Source organism: Mesorhizobium sp. WSM2240 (assembly GCF_040438645.1).
GTDB lineage: Bacteria > Pseudomonadota > Alphaproteobacteria > Rhizobiales > Rhizobiaceae > Allomesorhizobium.
This window is the reverse complement of record NZ_CP159255.1, coordinates 46,427-67,751: the sequence shown is the minus strand read 5'-3', so window position 1 is coordinate 67,751 and position 21,325 is coordinate 46,427. Positions and strand designations below refer to the sequence as shown.

The 21,325-nt window shown below is 63.3% G+C and carries 3 protein-coding genes; all 3 read right to left on the bottom strand.

The window, feature by feature from the left end:
• Positions 1 to 3: 3 nt before the first annotated feature.
• Genes ABVK50_RS29130 through ABVK50_RS29120 form a run of 3 tightly spaced genes read right to left on the bottom strand, consistent with a single transcriptional unit; the run spans position 4 to position 21,214 of the window.
• Entirely contained in the window at positions 4 to 7,935 is a 7,932-nt protein-coding gene (locus ABVK50_RS29130; protein ID WP_353646190.1) for a hypothetical protein, read from the bottom strand.
• Positions 7,932 to 19,352, bottom strand: a complete 11,421-nt coding sequence (locus ABVK50_RS29125) for a hypothetical protein (RefSeq protein WP_353646189.1) — start codon at positions 19,350 to 19,352, stop codon at positions 7,932 to 7,934. The genes ABVK50_RS29130 and ABVK50_RS29125 overlap by 4 nt, the downstream gene beginning before the upstream one ends.
• A gap of 2 nt (positions 19,353 to 19,354) precedes the next feature.
• Positions 19,355 to 21,214 carry a M23 family metallopeptidase gene (locus tag ABVK50_RS29120; RefSeq protein ID WP_353646188.1) on the bottom strand — a complete coding sequence of 620 codons (1,860 nt, stop codon included), beginning with the start codon at positions 21,212 to 21,214 and terminating at the stop codon, positions 19,355 to 19,357.
• Between the last annotated feature and the right edge of the window lie 111 nt (positions 21,215 to 21,325).

Here is a 21,325-nt window from a genome sequence, read left to right as displayed (position 1 = left end):
AATTCAGTCAGTGGACCTTGAAGTTTGCACGGATGGAGAGTCTAAGAGCGCCCAATCATCATCGATGCTGTTCGGCAGCCAAGTAGCGCCTGTGCGGCCGCTCTTCATCAGAGCAAAGCGGCAGTTGAGCCCATCGGCCGACGGTTGCAGGAAGTCCCGCCAATAGTAGATTGCTCTCCGGCGCACGATGCCACGCAGCATGTCGCGCGGATCGACAAGCTCAATGACCGAGGGCTCGGCCAACCGAGCGTAAAGCGGAACCGAGAGCTGACGTCGCAAATTGTCGGCCGCTGCCCCGTGTTTTTTATCCTCCCATAGAAAGCTTTTAAACGCAAAGGCCGCCGGGTTACTGGGAAATCTGGGCTTCTCGACCACATCGAAGCGCAAGATCGCCTGTTCCTTCGCCTCGCCCTCTCCAAGTTCAAGGCGGATCGATAGCCGGTCCCCTGCGATCAAAGGCCTTTCGCCAAGGTTCTCGTCGACATTCTTAATCTTATAAAGATAAAGCGATTGCGACATGATCGCGAAATCTGCCTCCGCATTGGGATCTGGGGGGATCAGATCGAGTTGAACGGCCGTGTTTGTGCCTGGCCGCCGCCGTTCGGCGCGAATAGCCATCGGTATGGGTGCCCCGCCCGAAATGCGCCTAAGTCTCAACACTCGCACAATCTGCTTGTCGATCTCCTCCTCGAGCGCGAAGAACTCTGCCTCCGGATTGTTTCCCGGTACGGTCGAAACGAGCGCGGCGGCCAGCGTCAGGTAATCGCCTGGCGTCACCTCGTTCCGCTCGCCGAGAAACACCAATTCCGTGCCTGTGGTGCCGGGAATGGGCACCCGGTCGAGCTTGGGCAGGCCGGTCAGCCGGTCGTTATAGGCGGGATCGTCGAAGCGCAGGAAGGCGGCGCGGTCTACCAGAGGTGCCTCGCCGCCCGTCTTGTAAAGCCCGAAGACAAGCTGGCGCTCGATCCCGGGTGCCGACAGAAGCACGCGCAGGGTCAAAGGCGTCGCACCCGGCAAATCCAGCAGATCCGTCAGAAGCGACCGTCCACCCTTCCGGAATCCGACGAGCTGGATCGTGCCGTCACCCCCCGTCAACGAGCCATCGCCCTGACCAAGATACAAATTCTCGCCAACCTGTATGATGGCACTCTTTACAGACCAGTCCGGAGGCGGCGCACCGAAACCCGCCACCCGCGTTAGCGTGATCTCGCCCTGCCAATCCGGCCCGAGCAGCGCGAATTTCGGCGCCTTTAGCTTCACGATGAGAGCGCCACGGCCTCTTGGCCGGCGGTCGAGACCCGCTTTCAGCGCCGCGTCGAGGAAGACCGCGGTCTCTCCCTCGCCGCCGAAACCGCCCGGATCGGGCTCTTCTTCGTCCGGCGGGTCGGTGATGCGCTGCCCGCGGTCGTGGAGAATGGCCATCGGTTCGGAGGCCAGATCAAAATGTCTCGGCTCGAAAGCACTGGCCCGGGTCCGATCGTTGACGCCGAGTTCCACCGGCCTAGGAGTGCGCTGTATCAGGGGAGCCTGCGGTGCAGGTGTAACGGCAAGTCCGCCAGTTGAATCGGCTTCGACCTCGTCTATCCCGATGCGGCGCGTGTTCCAGGCCCCGGACCGGACGCCGATCTGCGACTGAATTTGCAAGGGCGGCAAATGATAGGTCCGGTGGGGGCTCGATCCCGCTTTGGGATCAGCCTTGGGATAAAGTCCGCTTGACGCCGCGGGAGCCAGCGCGACTGGAAAACCGGTGGCCGGATCAGGCGGCAGGGCGAACGTAATCTCGACCCCGACGGTATCGGCTTCGAGATAGGGCAACGCTTCGAATGGGCGCGGGACGATCGTCTCACGATCGCTGATCCAGAAGCCCTGATGAGTGCCAAGCCTCTCGGCTGGAACGACGCGCTGCGCTGTCGCGCCCAAGCCAAAGCCGGATACCGCGGCAGTGGCGGTGAGCGCGACCTCGGTTTGCCCTTCCAAACGCAGCGCACCGAAGGCGTCGGTAAGGATCTCGGAGCCTGCGCGGAACGGCAGATAGCCTTCCGCCGCGCCCGCGGTGAGTGCGGCAGGCCGCGGCGGGTGCGCCAGTCGCTGGTGCTGGGGTCGCGCACCCTTCCGGTACGCTCGCGCGGCGCGCCTGACGCGGCGTTGCGCGGGCGACGAACTATCTACGCTCATGATCACCAACGGAAAGGGCGCCGTCCCGACCAGCCTGTCGGCCTCGACAAGGGCTACATCCGCCCATGGCGCCTCACGCGCCAGAATGTCTCTGGCCCATTTGCCGATCTTAGCGCGTGCCATCTCCAGCGCCCGGATGGAAATGCCGGCGCCCCCATCGTCATCTCCGTCTTGCGCGGGATCGTCGAACAGCGCGCGCACGGGCAGGACGATGCGAGCAATCTCGGTGATCTCGCTGTTGTCGCGGCTGGCCGCGCGAACGCTGACGCCCACGGCCGGATCCTTGTGATTTGATGCTGCCCCCCGGTCGTCGCTGCCCGGGACAAGATGCTGCGCGGGGCTTCCCAACATCTCCCAAGCCTTGAAATAGGCCGCGGTCGTCTTGATCGTGTCTTGGGAGCGCGTCTTTCCGACCAGCTCCTTCGAGACGAAATCCGCGTCTCTCCAGGTTCCCGGGGCAAGCGTGTAGGCTGTCACCGGACCCTCGGTTTTCCAATACGACAGGCGCAGTGAGACATCGGCCGTGCCCAGAAACTCCTCCGGGTCGCTCCAGGTCCATGCGGCATCGACCTCGGCCTCGGTCTGCCCCTGGAACAGGGCTCGCGGCCTCGGCTCGCTCCGCCGTTTCCAGAGGGCGCTCGCGAGATCGATGCGGTCGGCCCGCGCCTCCTGGCGGGCCTCGGCGAGTCGCGCGTCGATCCGGGCCGCCACAGCAGGGTCGAGCGGCGGCAATTCAATACCGTCGCCGGGCCGACTGGACCGGCGCAGCTTCACGTCGTCCGTGATGTTCACGAGCGTGTCGAAGGGCGGCGGGATATCGGCGGCAGGGTCCTGGAACGCGCCGATCGCTGGGAGCGGTAGATGGTTCAGCGGCGCTGCCTCGCCGGTGGGTCTCAGAACGTGATGGGCCGAGGCCTCCAGAAAACAGCGGCGCCCGCCATCGGCCTCGAGCCAGGCCAAAACCGCCTCGGCCTGCGCCTTGTTGAGCCCGTAGGGCATGGCCGCCCAGGACCGGACGACATGCGCCTTGACCGTGACGTCCACGCCGAGCGTGCCTGCATGGGTCAGAACGCTTTCACCCGGCTGGGTGAGAAGCGCGGTGAGGATGCCCTTCAACCCGCGATCGGAGAAAAGGGTGATCAGCTGGTGGCTGGTCCACTTCGCATCGGTGCCGGCCGCGTCGCTGAGCTCATGGTTGACGGCGGCCGAAAGCCGAAGCCAACCCTCGTGCAGGTCCTCGAGCGTTACCGGAGCGCCCTCGATGCGGGCTACAAGGTCATGCTGGAATGTCGGTGCCGCCGAATTGAGCGTCGCCGTCAGATACGCCCCGTCGACGGTCACATCCATCTTGGCGAACCGGTGCAGGTTACGTACCTCCAACCGCCCGCTGAGCATCACCCGCGAAGGCGTCTCGGATCGGTCATCGAAGGAGGGATAGACCAACTCCAGCGTGGCACCTTCACCAGAGACGGAAAGCCGCGCCCTGTGCGTGACGCTGGTGACTTTGAAGCCGTCGGACATGTACTCGCCCAGAAGGAGCAGCGCCGCACCTTCGCCGCCAAGCACGTCGAACGCGCCGCAGAACGGTGTGGGCAGGATCCCGACTGGCAGTTGCCAATTGAAGGCCAGCATCCGATCGCTCAGGGGGTCGTCGTCGCGCCGTGTTGTCAGCGTCGGGCTGAGCGCAAGCTCCTGACCGGAGATCTGCAGAATGCTCCCGCTATGCTCGGCCATCAGGCCCGGCTCGATCAGATTGTACCGTTCCCGGATGACATAGCGGCCCTTCTCAGCGCCGAAAGCGGTGGAGATGCCCACGCTGGCAGTCACAGGGTCGACCGAGAGCGTTCCGGCCCAGTTGACGGGCGGAAGCCGCAGCCTTGCCTCTCCGACGGTGAGCCTGCCCAGCTCCGCCTTGACCAGGGACGGGGTGGATGCAGTTGCGACACGAGCCATGTCGGCGGTCACGTCGACCGCGACCTCGGCTTCGCCCACCGGGAACACCAGTTGCCCCTCAATGGAGGAGGCGCCTTCGCCAAGGACGATCTCGCTCGCCCGAAAACGGGCCACGAAACGATCCTCGGCTTGCGAATCGCTGAGCGGCAGGTCGAGTTCGGGAACCGCGCAGCTTGCCGTTAGGACACCGTACACGTCGCGCGCGATCGTCAGTGTGGCGCTGCCCGTCCCTTCGAGGAAGGCAAGGCCCGTGTCTCCTCCCATATCCGAGGGCCGGGGTACGACCAACTTGATCCGCCCCTCAAACCGCGCTTCTTCAAGCCGGCCCGTCCCGTCGGCGATCAGCGCACCGATCATCGCCAGAGGCTCGAAGGCGAAGGGGCCGAACAGCACATGGCCGCCGGCACCCTCCTGGCTCAGCGACCAGGCGAAGCCCAGCCGGTGGTTCAGGTCAGGCGATAGCCCGTTCGCCGCCCTGTCCCAGCCGGTTTCCGACTGGCTGAAGGCGTCGCGCAAATCCGCAGTCAGCTGCGCGCCCGCGCCGGGGGTGCTGCCAAAAGGTACGTCCCGGAAATAGAGCCGCAAGGGCGGGGCGGCGGCGTCGCTGCCGACCCGCACATCCAGCGTATTTCGTAGTGAACCGAGAAAGATCTGATCGAGGCCACGAACCTTGACGTCACCGCCCGCGATCTCGGTGGCCTCGCGCGTCGCCTTGCGAAAACGCACGCTTTCCGCGGCCGGTTCTTGCGGCTGATACGCAAGTTTCCACCCGGCTTGATCCCAGAGCCCGCCGATCAGCGCATCACCCTGCATGGTGCCGAGCTGCACCTCGGCTCTGTGATCTTCCGACCGGGGAAACTGCCCCGCGATACCCATCAGATCGCCGGCGCTAGGGAGCCCGTTCAGTTCGATCGTGCCCATGCCGAGGCTGCCAATGAATTCAAGCGACATCCGGCCAGCATAGTCGAGCCGAACACCGGTCTCGTCCCCCTCGTATTCGCCTTCCGGTTCCGAAAGACCGAGACCGATCTCAAGCGAGACTTTCTCAAGGGGATAGTCAGTCTCGGCAAAGAGATTCTTCAGGCGGCCCGGACCGCCACTCTCACCGGCGATCATCCGGCGGTCGTAGACGGCGGCGAGCGCCAGCTGCCGGCTGCGCTCGACCCAGACGGGGAACCACGCGCTGTCGGGCGTGTCGCCGCCGGGCGCGTTCCAGGGCCCGGGCCGGAACACTGCGCCCATCGTGCCGGTCTCCGCGGCAGAGGCTGCGCCGCGCTCACCCGTCGCCGCTTCGGGGTCGGGGTCGGGCGGCGGCAAGGTGGCAAGGGCAAAGCTCTCGTCGGCCAGCGCGATATCATAGCGAATATCGGCCGCAAGCGCCTCGCCGCTCGTGTTCAGAAGCGTCGCGTCGCCCCAGGACTCATCACTGAGCCGGAGAGACTTCCCGACCACCCCGCCGACGAACAATGTGACCGAAGGCAGCGTCGTGATCGCTTGCCCGACCTCGTTGTCCCAGGGCAGCGTGGCGCCCGGACGTTGATAGAGATGTTCCCCCGGGTCATAAGTGACCGCGCTATGGGTCATTTCGAGGGGTTCGGAGAAGCGCAGATCGAGCACCTCGGGCCCGACCCGATTCGGCTGGACCCGCCGGAGCGGCGCAAACTCGCGGTTGCCCGAAGGGGCATTGGTCGCTTCGCCCGCCGCCGCGAGCGGCAGGGTTTGCACGGTGCCTAGCACCTTGTGGGACTGCCAGAGCCAGGGCAGGGAATCCTCGCTCCCGCGCGGCTGGAAGAGACTTTCGGCATCGACGGCAGCCGTCGGCCAATGCACCTTGAGCTCCAGTCGGTGACCCGCTCGGAACCCGACCCGGCGCCCGTCGCTCGTGGGATGAAGCGTCAGGGCCTCGCCGTCACCGGCAAGTCTGACGACTACCCGCATGCCCTCTGCGTCGAGCCGCCAGAGCCGGTCATCCTCGCCGACCAACGTATCGGGTGTCACGGCGGTCAGCGCTGAGGCACGGAGCGCGCGATCCGCCGCCTCGGGCAGAAACCGCTCCGGCCGCTGCGCAAAGGCGGTGACCGGCAGCACACCGTCGAACCGCGCAGACAGTCCGCCAAGTGTGATGTCAGCCGTTTTAACTTTCCAAAGCGGACCATCCCGTGCAAGCGCAAGCGAAAGATCGACTGACATGCCATTGAAGAGCGAGAGCGCCCAAGCCCGCTCAAGATCGCCGCTGACATTCTGCATCCGCCAAAGCCCGCTGGTCACAGCGCGCTCCACGCGCGTGGGCGGATCGGACCCGTCGTTTTCACTGATGAAGGTGAGGAACTCGTTGGTAGCGTTCGGAAATGGCCAATGCAGCCAGCCATTTCGAAGCGGCGTGTAAAGCCAGAGCCGGGCAGAGGGCGGCTCTGCCGGCTTTGGCCCCGGTACGGCACGCAGCGCATCCGGGTCGTCGCCTTCCTCCGGTTCCGTGGCCTCTTCCACCAGCGGCATAGGCGCCTGGCGGTCGCCGGAGGCACGCCGCGGCTCGTCGAACCCCATCGCCTCACGCAGGCGCGCCGCATTTGACAGAAGCGGCACGGCCAGCGAAAGCGCCTCGCTGCCAACCCGATCGGCGAGTCTGAGGGTCTCGCCATCAGCGTGAAAGCGATAAATCGCGGTCAGCCCGTCCGGCTTCGGATCGGCAAGCGTGATCAGGCCCTCAGCGTCCTCGACCGGAACGAGAATCTCCTCGTGCGCCGTGATTTCGAGCGTCTCGTCGTCACCTGGACCGACCTCGAAGACCTCCGGTCGGACGGCAATCTGCGGCCCGCCCTTGCCCAACTCGGCCAGAAATCCGCGCCCTTCGAGCGAAACCGACCGGGCCTTGTTCTTGCGGCGGAAAAGCAGGACCTGTTCCCGAATCTCAAGCGGCCAGAAAAACAGCTCCGGCGCGAACCGCTCGGTCGTTGCCAGCGACAGCCAGGCCGGCGCGTCCTGACCCGCCTTCGCCTTGCCGAACCCTTGCGAGAATTCATCGAGCGCCCGCTGCCAGTCATCGTCCAGCTTCGGATCGCGCCCCCGCCATAGCCGGAGCACCGGCTGGTCTCGCTCTACCCCCGGTCTGGTGGTCACCTTGATCCAGGCGTTCAGCGGTTCGTCTATCCACGGTAGTCTGACGCCTGCCTTAAATCCGAACCCATCGGGCAAGAGCGCGATTTTCGGATCCTTTTCTCCTCCCGGTTCTTCAAGTTGAAGTGCTTCCAGCAGCGCCGGCCGGTAATTGGCCTGCGGCGTGAACCAGATTTCGCCCGAGACCAGCCGCGCGGCCGGCATAAAGAAGGCACTCGGTTCGTTCTTCGGAAACTGCCCGAAAGGCGCAAAGATCAGGGCGCTGCTGCGCTCGTTGTCGAAGCCGGACTTGCTCCCATCATTCGGCAGCGGCCATTCTTCGCCATCGGCGAATGTGTCAACGGCTAGCACGCTAAGGCGCGACCTCCGAGCCCTGCTGGGCCTTGTCTCCCTGGATGACCAGAGATCCGCCAGGCTGGTGCGCAGGAGCAGAGGCTTGTGCAGATTCCCGAGCGTGGCGTTCAGGTCGATAGTCTCGCCCGCTTCGGCGAGTACGTCTAGCCTCGGTCTACGCACCGCGCCATCCTGGTCGTCGAGGATCATTCCGAAGGACCAGAAGGGTCCTATGCCCCGGAACCTCGGCACACGGAGCGCCTCCCAGTCGCGGTTCTTTATCGCCGCGCTCGATCCCTTGTCCCGCCGACTGTAGAGTGACGGAAATAGCGCAATCAGGTCATCAGCGTTAATGGTCATGCCGCGTCTCCGCCGTCGCTCGCGTCATGGATGTCCCATTCGACCGGCGCCAGATTTCCATGATGCGCCATGATCGTCAGAGTTTCCTTCGAATCTGACGGCAGGTAACCCGCCTCGGCGATCTCCCTGCTGATCTCGCTGATCTTCATCATCAGGACCCACCGCGGCTCCCGGGTGGTCGCGGCTTCCACGCCACACTTAGCCGCGAGCTTGGCGTAGTCGTCGAACAGCGTCTCCGTCTCCGGGTCTTTCGGCCCCCGCCTGGCCGACAGCAAAAGCCGATCGCCCTCGGCGAGATCGTCGCTGCCCGTCACAACGTCCCAGACACGATCGCGCAGGCGATAGATAGCTTGCCCGATCCTCAGGAGATTCACTACCACGCCCTTGATGGCATCCAGGTCAGCAGCCGGCAGAATATCGGAGAGGAGCGCCGCATTCGTATCTTCAATATCGCGCAAGAGACCGGCGGTTGTGAGACCCTCGCCGGCTTCGGTCACCCCGACCATCGCTAAAGCACGTCGGCGCTCCACATCGAGGAGTGTGCGAATCCCGAGTTTGAGATCGGGGCCGGAGAGCGGTGCCAGGTCGATCTCGCGGGACATTTGGGCGCGACATAGCCAGCGCGGCCCTTTGAGTGGCGCGCAGAGCCGGATCATGATCTTGCCGCTCTCCTCGATTACCGCCAGGCGCTGCCAGAGTGGCAGAAGCTGGGCCAACGGTCCCGTCACCGGCATTTGATTTGGTCCGAGAAGCTGTTCGCTTGAGCCTGAATCGACAAGCTCTTGGGGGCGGCTCGCCGAGGGTTCGTCGGCACGGCTCAGATCGGGCGTAATCTCGGCTGTGGCGGGGCCTGTCATCCTCGGCGCAATGACAAGCGAAAGTGTTAGGCCGTCGAACCAGTCCTGTTTTTCCGGAACGCGCAGCTCGCCGAATTCGTAACGCGACGAAACCCGGCGCAGCAGGAACGGGTGCGAGGCGGCGCCCTCGGGCGCGCGACTTGCGTCGATCACCGCGATCGTATTGCGCACAGCCGAAGCGCCATTGACCCGCGTCTCGCTCACGATCTCCAGCCGGGCTTCGAAATCCGGCAGCTTCCCATAGGCCTGTTGATCGGCTTCGGACTTGAAATAGGTGCCGAGAGACGCCGCCGGTAGCGCCTCGAAAAGCCGTGGGAAGCGTGTGTTGGGCCGATAGGCCCAGGGCCGAAGGTACCCGCAGATCCGCTCTTTTAACGTGGCGTCGCCGATGGCGTCGAGAATGGCCTTCTCGAGCCCATCAAGTGCGTCCAACTCGCCGCCCGGCACCTCGGCCCAGGCAATCGGCTCGTGGCTGTCCACCTTGCCATTTTGCGGTCGCGGCGGAAGAGCCGCCGCGACCGGCAGCCGGACGCGGGTTGTCGACGATTTGACCGATTTGGCGCGTGCGACGAATTCGGCCTGCTGTCTGAAATAGAAGGGCTCGGTTGGCGTCAGAAGCCGCTGGCCACCAAACCGTGCAATGGGCGCGGCCGAGAGGTAATCGCTGGTGCTTTCCTCGAAGCTTGCCTCCGGCGCGATTTTCGTCCATTCGCCTTCGATCACTTCGGCCTGGGCAAAGGACGGTTCGGGCCTTTCCTTCAGACTGCCACCAACGAAACGGGCAAGGCGGACGAGCCAATCCACATGCCGGAACTCCATCGAGAACCGGCGCATGATATCCTGGAACTCCAGTTTCCGGGCGAGCGCCACGTTGGCGCGGCTCAGATGCGCTTCCACATGATCGCTCAGCGATATCTCGGTGAACTCGCGACCCTCGTCGCTGAACACATTGCGCAGACCGATCAGCTTAACCGGCTCGACCTTGCGGCGGCGTGGGATCGTGATGACGCTTCGGCTGTGGCCAAGCTTTTCCGGGGTGGGCAGGTTTTCCTTATCCCCGTCCCAGATCGGCGTGAAATCAGGCTGCGGCACCGCCGTGTTGGGATAACGAAGATCCCACCAGCGTGGTACGAGCCGAACCGCATACGCGCGCTGACTGGCCCAGTCTTCCTTGACTGGGTGGGTGTAGCTGTAGAGACCCTCGCCGCCCGGAGCGAGCCGCGCCGGATCGATGCGCTTCGGCGCGACCGCGGTCAGGCGATCCGGCTCAGTCAGAATTCCGCCGGAAACTGCCAGCATCTGCTCGTTCTTGAACGGGTCCGTTCGCTCAACGATCGGAGCCGCAGCAAAGAAACGCTCGGCCCAGAGCATGTATTTCTCCAGGAGTTTTTCGTCTGCGTAGATCTTTGCCGTCATCTCCTCGCGCGCGTGGTTCTCGGCCTCGGCCTGCTGCCCCTCCTCGACACTTTCGTTCACGAAGGTGAATGCGCGGATCAGGTGGCCAATAAAGCGGCCAAAGCGGGAGTCCTCGGGCGGCCTGGCTGCCCGGGTCCATTTCGGCTGGGACTGGTCGCTGTCATCGAACACAAAGCCGAACACGTGGTCGGCCCAGCTTTCGAGGTTATCGAATCGGCCGAACGGAGTTTCGGCCAATACGCCCCCGCCGCTCAAAATCTGCGGAAGCGGCTGATCGTTGACCTCGTTAATGGGCAGCACGTCGCCATTCTCGAGCGCGGCCTGCAGGCGCTCGGTCACATAGTGCTGCTGCGACAACGCGTCGAACGACGGCACATACTGCCAGCGGACAAGAAGCAGCTCACCGCCCGGCGTGATTTTCTTGACGTCAATCGGATTGTCCGCAGGACCGAAGACTGTCCTCGGCATACCTTCGCGTTCAGGATAGATCACTTCGACATCCACGCGGAACCAGACTTGTCCCGCGGGTTCCCTTTCCTCCTTGTCGAGTTCGACCCTGAGCACCTCGTAGAAGATCGGTCCGGGCGCTTTCGGCAGCTCAGGAAGACTCTCTCCGTATTTCGCCCGCTGCGCTGGGGTGTAGCTGTAGGGAGGTATTTTCTCGAGATGCTCCGGCACTGGCCTCAGCGCCAGTTGAAGCATGGCCAGCGTCCGGTTGTCAGAAAGACTAGCCATGCCGGGCTCGGCACGGATGGCCCAGTTGGTCTGGAGCGGCAGGTCGAGCGCCACATGCCGGGCATCGAGGGACATCGCGTGCCTTGACTCCAGGTCCTCGGGAACCAGCTCATTGTAGCGCTGGATATAAACCTGAAGATCGTCCAACGTCTCCGACAGCTCGGCCCGCAGCTCCGCTTGCGACCAGTAAACGCCCGTGAGCGGGTCGCGAAGCGCAATCGTGGCCGCTAGCCCGAGCTGCGACAGAGCCCCCCAGCCCAGCGGATCGAGCTGCGCAAGGTCGTTCTCCACCCACTTGACCGGATCGGGTTTGCCGCCTTCGGGTTCCAGGAAGAGTTTGCCAGGGCTGATCTCGACCTCGTAGCTCGCCTCCACATCGGTCCCGCCCAGCGATTTGGGCGCCCCCCGTGCCGCGAGCGTGCCGATGACCATCAGGAGCCAAGGATGGACTCGGCGCTTGGCGTAGTATTCTCCTAGATCCCGGCGCGCAGCCAGAATGGCCAGGATCTCCTCCCAAGTCAGATCTCCGGGCGCCTTGGCCTTGCTGACCGCCTCGAAGAAGGGCGAGTCGCTCGATTTCAGGCCCACGGCCACAAGTGTACTCTCGGCATCCTGGAACCAGTCGGGCCACAGAAGCTCGCTTTCCGCCCAGGAGTACCAGCCGGGGCGGCTCTGAGGCATGTCCTCGGGCGGGATGTCTTTGCGGACCATCCACTCCACCGTCTGCCGGGCCGAGGGCGGCGTGCTGTCCCAAATCTCCGGCTGGACAAATGAGGTGACCGCGCGCTGCGCGATCTCGCGGTCGGCCGGCCGGATCTCACGGAGCTTTTGCCAGCGCGGCCCGAAGCCCGGCACGGGTTTGCCATCGGCGGTCGCGGCGCGGCTGAAGTTGACGAGCGCGTCCATCGGCGCCTCATAAAGCTCGTAGGCAGCCACCTGTTCCAATGCGAAGTTCTCGCTGACGGCGCTCCAGCTGATCGTCACGCCCCGGTCGCGCCCCGGTTGCGGCAGGAACTTCAGCTTCAGCTCGCCACCCTCGTCAACGATTGCGGCATTGTGGATCCGACCCTGCACCGTCTCGACTCCCGGAACTTGTCCGGGATGGGGAGGAGTCTCGGAAACCCATTCGAGGTGGTCGAGCGGCGTCGCGCCGCTCGTCTCAGTGCTCTCCTCGAGCGAAGCCTGGCCCTCCAGCAGAAACCGGACGCGGACCATGGCGGAGGCCGGACCGGGAACGAGGTTAGCCTCCGGGTCCCCCATCTCATCGGGTTTGAGCGGCGCGTCAGCCATAGCGCGGAGGAAGACGCGCCAGCCCGCGCCATCAGCTTCGGTGGCCGGAACCTGATTGAAAAAGCCTTGCGCCAGCTCTCGAAGAGCGCTGCCTGGGGGGACAACTCGTCCGCGATAATCCAGTACCGCCTCGGCGATCTCATCTAGGTCTACCCCATTGAGTGGCAGCAGCCACCGCTGCAGCATCGGCTCGCGTACGCCGTCACCTTCGGCGGACGGCTTATCGGTGGTCCGTCTCTCGGCAAACCCACCGTCCTCAAGCTGGTTCATCGCCTTCAGCGCGACGATGATATCGCCATTCTGCGGCGAAAGGCCAGCGACACCGGCAATCCCCGCATCCGAGGTATCCGTCGCCTCGAGCGGGTAGGCGCCAAGCGGCAGCCGCGGCAAGGGGCGCAGGATCAGTTGCCAGCGCTGGGTGGTCGCCACATCAGGGCGGGTGGGCGGCACAAGCTCGCGCCATTCGAGCGTGCCGCGCATGGGCGGCAGTTTCCCGTCTTCCGCTGCATGGGCGTCGAACTTCAGCTTCAGCGCTGCATCGTCGGCGGGCATCGGCGTCGCCGAGGGCACCTGACTTGCGGTGGCGGTCCAGGTCTTGCCCCGGGTGCCGTCCTGGGCGATCGGCGTGATCAGGGCGGTGAAGCTGCGCTGAACCGACAGCTCGCGACCCAGACCAAGCTCATTCAGAGCCTTGTTGAACTGGTAGCGCAACTTGAGTCGGATCATCGACCTGTGATCTGCTCCGCCTGCGGCGGCTCTCTGGTCCCCCGCTTCCTCCGGGGGCACCAGAAGATCGCCCGGGCCCGCCGTGGTCACGTCGACTGCTTCCTTGATCCCTTCAACGAAAAGCTCGACCCGGTAGCCCCAGAGGAAATCCTCGGGATCAGGCGGCGGCGCATCCTTACCGTCCTTGCCGTCCAGCTCCCACTCTCCGCGCGGGATGCCCTGCGGTCCCCAGACAAGATCCCAACCGATGTTGAGCGTCTCGCTGTCCACCCGGACCAGCAGATTGTCGAGCGTCGGCGGATTGGTCTCGAAATCAGCCGCGTCGAAATCGATGACCGGCTTGATGCCGCCGGAGAAGTGCACATCGCCCTCTTCGCCCTTGTGAGCGTCCGTGAAATCGAGCGTCGCCCTAGCCAGGTTGTCGGTGCCGGGATAGGTCCGAAGCCAGTCCGGACAGGTCTCGGCCACCACGGCCACCACAAGGCCCATATGCGCAAGCGTCGGGCGCTCCCCGGGTGCGAGTTTCACGTCCTGAGGGACATCGCCCACAAGCGGCGTGTTCGCGGCCAGGAACTGCGCGTCATCGGCGAACGAGCGGAGCAGGAAGGACTGATTTCCCAGTGCCTGGTCCCGAAGCTGCCTGCGAGCCAGCGTGATATCCGAAGGCCGCGCTTTCTCTTCCTCCGAGAAAGCGTCCCCTTTGTGCTCAATGCTGTCGCGGTCGGTGGCGCGCATCAGGGCCTTGTCATAGGGATGATCGGGGTCAAGTTGCCGCTTCGGCGATTGCGCCGGGTTGTTCGGGTCGAGCAGACGGTCGTCGCGCTTCACCTCGGGACGATTCATCCGGACATTCCGAAGCGCGAATGGCGATCTCTCCCAGTTCAGCGGGAAGGGCTCCTCCCCTGTTCCGATATTCTCGTCATGCATCGGCTCGTAGCAGCCCGCCAGTATGGTGATGAGGTTGATCTTCGCCAAAGGCTGACCGTCATCGGACTTCGGTTCCAGATCGTTTCCCTTATCGAAGACGAATTCGATGACGTGATTTCCGCCGGTGAGGCCGACCTCGGTCCAATGCACCGTGCTGCCCGAGAGCGACGAGCGGAAGACCCGGACATCCGCAACCCCCGGCACGATCAGGGTCGCATATCCCTGGCGATCGGCCGTCGGGACTGGATAGAAAAACCAATTGCTTTCCTGGACGTTCGGCATGACCCAGCCGATCCAGAGCCGTTTTGCGTCTTCCGTCTTCGGCCCCTTGACCAGCGCGAGCGCGAAGGCATCCGCTACCGTCTCGAGCACAGCCGGCGCGAATACCTCGGAAGGCGCGGCCTTCCGTTCCAAAGCCGCGGGCGACGTGATACTGGCGCTGCGGGCGGCCTCGACCTCGGCCAGAGCCTCGGAAGTCAGCGCTGCGCGCTCGCTTGTCAGACCGGGAATCGGTGGGATGGCGCCGGGTTCGAGGAACGAGCGCATGTACGGCTCAAGGGCGGCGCGCGCCCGATTCACTCCGCTTTCGCCCACGCCCACAGCGACACGCACCGTAAGGCCGCGCCCGAAGACGCTGATCATAACGGTGGCGCGGCCGCGGAAGCCCAAGTCGGTACCCCCGGCCCAACCAAGCTCCAGCGCGACGATGATCTGCAGGCGGAGCGGGAAATGAAGATCGATCTCGATTTTGCAGAACCGCAGGTTCAGCCGGAACCAGGCATAGATCTGGAAATCGACGGCAACATCCAGCCCGACGACGGCATAGATATTTGACTGCAGCGGCCGCGACAGCGAGATCCCGATCATCAGCCGCATCGCGAGGCTGACAGTGATCTTCGCGCTGATCTGCACGCCGACGATCCCCACCGACAAGCCGCCGCCGAGATTAGTCGAGCCATGGGCTGAGAAATAGATCCCCTGCACCAGAATATCGCGGGTCGCCCGGAACAGGATGCCGCCGCGGCATTCGAGCTTGAGCGAGCCAATCTCGAAACGGAAGAACAGCCGGTCCGGCCAGCCAAGCTCGGCATGAACAAGGCCCGGCTCGCTCAGGAAGGTCGCCTCGAAATGGGAATTGTCGAGAATCTTCTTGACCGTTTCCGGGACCGGCTGGTCCTTCGGACCGAGATAGGGGTTCTTGCCCTTCGCTGCGTGGATCAACAAACGGCTCTTGGGCGCTGAGTAGATCATGAAGCCAAGCGCCAGCGGGCGGTTCCGCATCCCCTCGCGGTTCTCGAAAAAGTCGTCGGTGCTGATCGGTAGCCAGACCTTTGCCGCCGCTAGGAAGGTCAGGTCCGAGCGGATGAACACCAGAAGCTGCGCCACCACGGTCTGCAACTTGCGTTCTTCCGCGGCATCATAGGTCGTGGGCGTTGAATTGGCCGACGCCATCGAGAAGACAGCCTCCATCCCGATCGACCACCGTCCCTGTTCCCCGGCCCGCTCGGGGTCGGGTGCCCAGGTGTCGATCCGCGCCAGCGACTGATGACGCGAAATCTCTTTCAACATCAGTGCGATCAGCGGCCCGAGCTCTTCTTCTTCCTCGAATCGCTTGATGATGACCGAGGTGTAGCGATAGCCGAAGCCAAGTCCGACCTGGCGCAGGTACAAAGGCAGCGACCCGATCTGAATACTGATACGCGCGGCTTCGATCGCGATGAACCATGCGCGCTTGAAGCTGCCGTCGCCGGTCCGGAGCTTGACGAAGGCGAAGGCCGCCGAAAGCTCGGGCAGGCCGGGGATGACGATGGTGCCTTCGCCAGCGAACCCCTTGATATCGGTCGCGTCATATGTATCGACGCGCCCAGCGATCTTGAACCCGCCGGTCGCGATCTCGACCCTGAGCCCTTTGAAATGGACCTGCGGCAGGATCTCGCCCTCCGCGGGAAAGCCCAGATAGCAGCGGTGGAAATCGATCTCTACCGCCAGCACATCGCCAAGATCTGCGAAGGCGCATTGTCCCCCGATGATGATCGCAGGGCCGTCCTCCTTGAAGCCGGTGAATTTCGGATGGAACCCGATCGAGCGGACTTCCATCTCGAACAGGTAGAACACCTTGAAGCGTTTCGGCTCGCGGAGGGTGACGATCAGTTCTACATGCTCGAAGAACTCGTCGCCCAGCGGCGCGTTCTCGAACTCCAGCCGGATGGACGAGAAATCCTCCAGCAGCTCACCGCTGAACTCGGCCCGATCGGGAGTGAATTGCAGCGCCCCCGAGACCAGGAAGAACCAGGCGAGGGGCCGGGTTCCGTTTGCGTCGTCCTTGCCGATCGATAGCCGCGTGATCTCGAACTTGCAGCGCGTACCCTTACTGAAGATCGGTGCGTTCCCATCACCGAGGGTACATTCGAAATCGGAAAGGAAGATGCGCTTTGTGCGCGGGTTTTGCTCCAGCACCACGAGGATCTCGACCGGCGCCTCGTTCAGCAGGTCCGGCAATTGTCCCGAGCCGCCGATCTCGATCCGCTCGACATCGCTGTTGCGGATCGACAGGCTCGCGGTATTGAGCGCAAAAGGCCGCTTTAGCCCTGGCACCTTCAGCTTGGTCGCCAGAAGCTCGGCGCTGAGGTTCAGCCCGGCCGGCCCAAGTTCGAAGGTCGAAATTAGAAAGGTAAGCCCCTCCTCGCCGAGCTCGTCGTACCGAAGCAAAAGATCGGTGCCTTCGGGCGCCATCAGAAGGAAGCGGCCGGCCTCGATCTCAAGCGTCAGGAGCCGAATCTTCTGGTCGCCGGTGGCTTTGGGATCGGATTTCGCGATGCCGAACATTTGCAGCCCGGCGATATCAAGTGGATCGGAATGGATATAGTCGTCGGGTTTGTTCTCGGGGTTCAGCGCCTGCGCCCAGCTTGGGAGACCTTCATGGGCCGGTTTGAGCAGCGCGAAGCCCGCCCCGTCCTCGACCGACAACGCCAGGGTTTTGAGATCGAAGCGGAACGCGACATCACCTTCGATCTCGGGGGTCCCGCCTGGCTTTCCGCCGAACAAATTGATCTTTATCCTCGTCTTGACCAGCAGATAGTCGAGCGCCTTTTCCGGAAGGCAGATCTCGGTGATCTCGACGCTAACCCGGCGCCCTTTGTCCGCGTCATCCTGGCCAAACATCTTGAGGATCGAGCTTACTAGCGTCGAAGACACCAGAAGCCGCCAGCTGCTGGCATCACGCAGCGAGAAGCCGCTGAAAACGTCTTCGGGCAGGAGGACGGACGCGACGTCGGACGCGTTCAATTCCCGCTCCGGGCAGGCGTCTTGTTGCACCGGCGGCCGCGATACGGGCAGGAGGCGGCTCAGCCGCGGCGCATCGGTCCGGTAGACCTGCAAGAAATCCGGCGCTGCGCCCCTGCGCAGTTTCAGCACCTGTATTGCTTCGGAACGGGCATTCTGCGCGCCTCGCTCATAGCCCAGCTTCACGTTCAGGAAATCGCCGGGCGTCTCGCCGCCGCTTTCCTGCACCTGGCGTGGCGCGCGGTCGGGGGTCAGCGAGAAATCGACGCCAACCTCTGCCACAAGCGTGTCGTTGGCGACATCGGGCAGGCTTCCGTCGAACCATTGCAGCAGGTAGGCGATACTGTCGCCCCGTTCGGCATCGCTGCGCAGGAGAATAGTCTGCGTTTCAGCGCGCGCAAGCCGGACGCGCACGCCCGGCAAGTCGAGTATATGCGCGCCAGGCGGGACTTTGTCATCCTTGTCGATTTTGCCATTTTGGGGAAGCGCGATACCGTCTCCCAGTTCACCCGGCTTGATGCAGACCGGGTCGTCGGGCGCGTTCGCCGGTGCGGGCGTATCCGCCTCCACAGCTCCCAGCGGCGCGAGGCTTGGCAAGGTCGCGGCAGTGTCCTCTGGCGCCTTCTGCCAGTCCAGCCGGGCCTGCAATTCCCGCTCACCGGTCGTGCCGGTGGGGAACAGCAGCTCCAGCGCGACCCAGATTTCCTGGGCATCCGAGGGAATGACACCGGCGGGCGGACGCCCCAGAAGATCATGCGCGAGGGCCTCAAGAAGCTGATTGCCCTTCTGCGACCATGCCACGAAAAGCCGCTCGCCCGGCCTGAAATCGCCGTCGAGGAAGGACAGCCCGTATTCGTTCGGCGCGCCCGGCTCAGCAGGCTCGCGCAAGTTTTCGGCGAAGGAATGCGCCGGAATTTGGTTCGCGTAGTCCTTGAAGACCTCCTCGCCTTCGAGCCCTTCGAACAGGAGCGTGGGGACTTTCGTCGGCACCGCAGTCATCAGCACGCCGTCGCGAAGCAGCAAGCGGAGATCCGCCTCATAGAAAACACCGTCGCTGCCGGCGAGGCTCGAGGTGATTTTCAACCCGCCGATTTCGACCAAGGTATCGAAGCAAAAGCGGTACTTGCTGCCCCCATTGTTATGTCCGAACACGCCGACGCGCACCCGCGCGCAGCGCAGACTGCCGCCTAGCACGCCGAAGGGCAGACTGAGCCCGACCTCCCCCCTGTCGTCTCCGTCCGAGGGATATTGCGCGTGGAAAACCTGCGCATAAAACAGGTAGGTGTCGCCATTGGAGCGGAAGTGAAGCTCGACATCCTCAGGCTCGAACTCGAACTCGCCCCATGACAGGACTAGCTCCCGTGCCATTGCATCGATCCGGTAATTGCCATCCTGGCGATAGATCCTAAGATGGGTTTCCCGGAACCGTACCCCCAGCGGCAGGTCGAACTCGTCGGGAAAATCGAAATCCCAGTCGAGATCTGGAAGCTCGATCCCGTCGGGCATCTTCAGCCCGATCTCCCTCAGCCAAAATAGAAGCGGCGGGATGTAGAACTCGTCCGGCAGGCCAAGCGGCGGGAATTCAAGTTGCACCAAGTCGAAACCGCCGAGCGGGATCCAGCCCGAGCCGATGCCGAGGCTCTCGACATCGAAGCGCACCAGCACGTTCGATAGCCCCAGCCCCGCGGCCGGTGGGTGCTGGAACGCGATCCCGGCGCAGACCCGGGCCTGAAAAGCAGTCGTTGATGTGATCGTCACATCATTGGTTGTCTTGAAGTCCTGCAAGGTGCTTGCATCTATGTCCCAGCAGAAGATGAACGCGGCGAAGGGCGCCTCATTGCTATGCGCCCCGCCGATGGGGTGCGGGCGGATTTCGATCCGCACCTCCGCGAGCGTGACCCCGGTGCCGCTGGGCGAGAACCCCAAAATCGAGGCCATGTCACCAGGGGCAACGACCGTGAACACTTCCGGGGTTGTGATTGTGGTCGGGACCTCTTTCCCAAGCGTCCAGGTTTTTTGCGATACCGTATGATGTTCCAGGTCAAGGACCTCGATCTCAAGCTGGCCCGGATCACCGGGTGTAAGAGTGATGCGGACCGGCACATCCTGGCCCGGCCCGGGCTCCAGCGGGTCCGTCCCCTTGCCGAAATGTTTCACCGTCGCATTGAAGAGATCGAGCGCCACTGTTAGCTCCCCGCCGTCGGCGGCGCATCACAGAGGGCAAAGATATCTGGCGTCGCGCGGGGGCCGGTCGTGTCGGGCTTTTTTGATAGATGCACGGCAGCCTGGAAATGCGCGATGTTGGCGTCGAGGACCTCCGCGATCAGAGTCTTGGCGGCGGTATCCCCCAACGCCGCAAGTTTCCTCGAGGCCATCTTGATTTGGTCGCGTGCGTTCTCGGTCTTCGTGAGCACCCGGGCGCGGGCTGCGGCGTCGTTCGCCGAAAGGCGCGTTTGAACTGTGCGCATCGTCTTGGTCACGCCATAGGTCGCGATGAAGCTGTTCCAAACCGCTCTGTAGTAATCCAGCGCTGTGTCCGCCAACGGCATCTTGCCGCTAAGTGTGGCGTGGCGAATTCCTCCGGCTCCGAACGTCACTGAAAAAAGCGGTACCGGGGTTCCCGATGCGTCCTCCCCGGTCGGAAACTTGGCATAGTGCAGGGCCCCCACGGTCTCGCCAAGCGCTACACCCAGGAGACTGCCGCGCAACCCGAAACCGCAAGAGATCTTGTGGTCTGCGTGATCGCTGCCCAGCTCCTCAAAGGCAGGCCCGCCCATCAGCACGTAGAGTGCCTCATGGAGATGCATCGCCGCCGCCAGCGCGTGGCCAGCGTCATTGGAAGCTAGGTACCCGAACCGATCCACGGCACGGGCCGCGAGGGCAGGCGCCGTCTCAGCCCAATAGTTCGTGTCGGTCTCCTCCGCGGCATGTTCCTTCCAGCGCGCGATGGCCCGGTTAAACAAGTCCGGCTTGGCATCCTTGCGCGCTTTCATCAGCGCATAAGCCGAGAGCGTCGCCGATAGAGTGCTGGTACGATCGACGTCGATCCGGTGGAACGGCTTGGGCAGGATTACCCGCCGAAATCCCTTGGTTCCGAACGTGTTGCGTTGAATTCCGGTCTTCTCCACATTCCGGATGCGCACCTTCGGAACGTTCGGTTCGTCCTGGGCATCTTTCAGAGCCGCCAGTTTCTTGGCCTGCCACTGAGTTGCGTTCGGACGCCCGGACTTCTCTTCGTTCGACGTCGCGTAGCCGAGGTCACCTTTGCTAGGATGATAGCCGAGCGCCTTCGGCAGGACCTCCAGCGGATCGAAATAGACGAGCTTCGTCCCCGGTTTTCCGTTCTTATTCTTGATCGGCACGACCAGCGCAGCAGCCAAATGTAGATGCGCAGAACTGACATGGAAGGGTGATTTCCGTGTTGAAGCTTCGCGGAGCGTGTCGGCATTTCCGCTCTTACCCACATAGCCGATCACCTCGCCAGCCTTGACCGACCGGCTTCGCCGCTCTTCATTCGTACCGCGATCGTCATCGGCAAATCGATTCAGGTGACCGTAGAAGAACAGGACTTGATGGGACTTCTGCTTGACGGCGACCGATACCGAGAGCGTGACGCGATTGCCGAGTTCCTGAAGCCCGCGAATGCCCTTCTTGTTCTCGCTGAAATCTCCCCAGTAGGTCCGATTATTGATCGTCCCGTCCGCGACAGCGCATACCTGAATTTCATGGGGAAATGGATGGTATGGCGCGTAAATATCCAACCCTTGGTGCCCGCGATGAACGCCTCCATCAGAATTACTGGACACGTGAAAGAAACTGTTCCAGGGTTGGAAGTAACCGTTTGAAATATATTCTTCACCATTGCCTTTTCTCGGATAGAAACCTCGCGCTTCGCCGAAATACAGTGATCCCGGCTCGCCATAATTTGCTTCGCTTGAAGGAGGGTTTTTTAATTGGATCGGGTATCGCGCATCGGAAAATACCTGTCCAGCGTGGCGTAGCTTTTCGCGCAGAGCAGTTAGAACTGGTTGGGGAATTGCGCTCACAACCCAGGCCTCAGCCGCCGTCCCGGTCCGAAATCCTCGGCGTCTCTACCGTTCATAAGAAAAGTAGAATGCAAGGTGGTATCCCCCCGCGCCCACCACGTTTGAAACGGT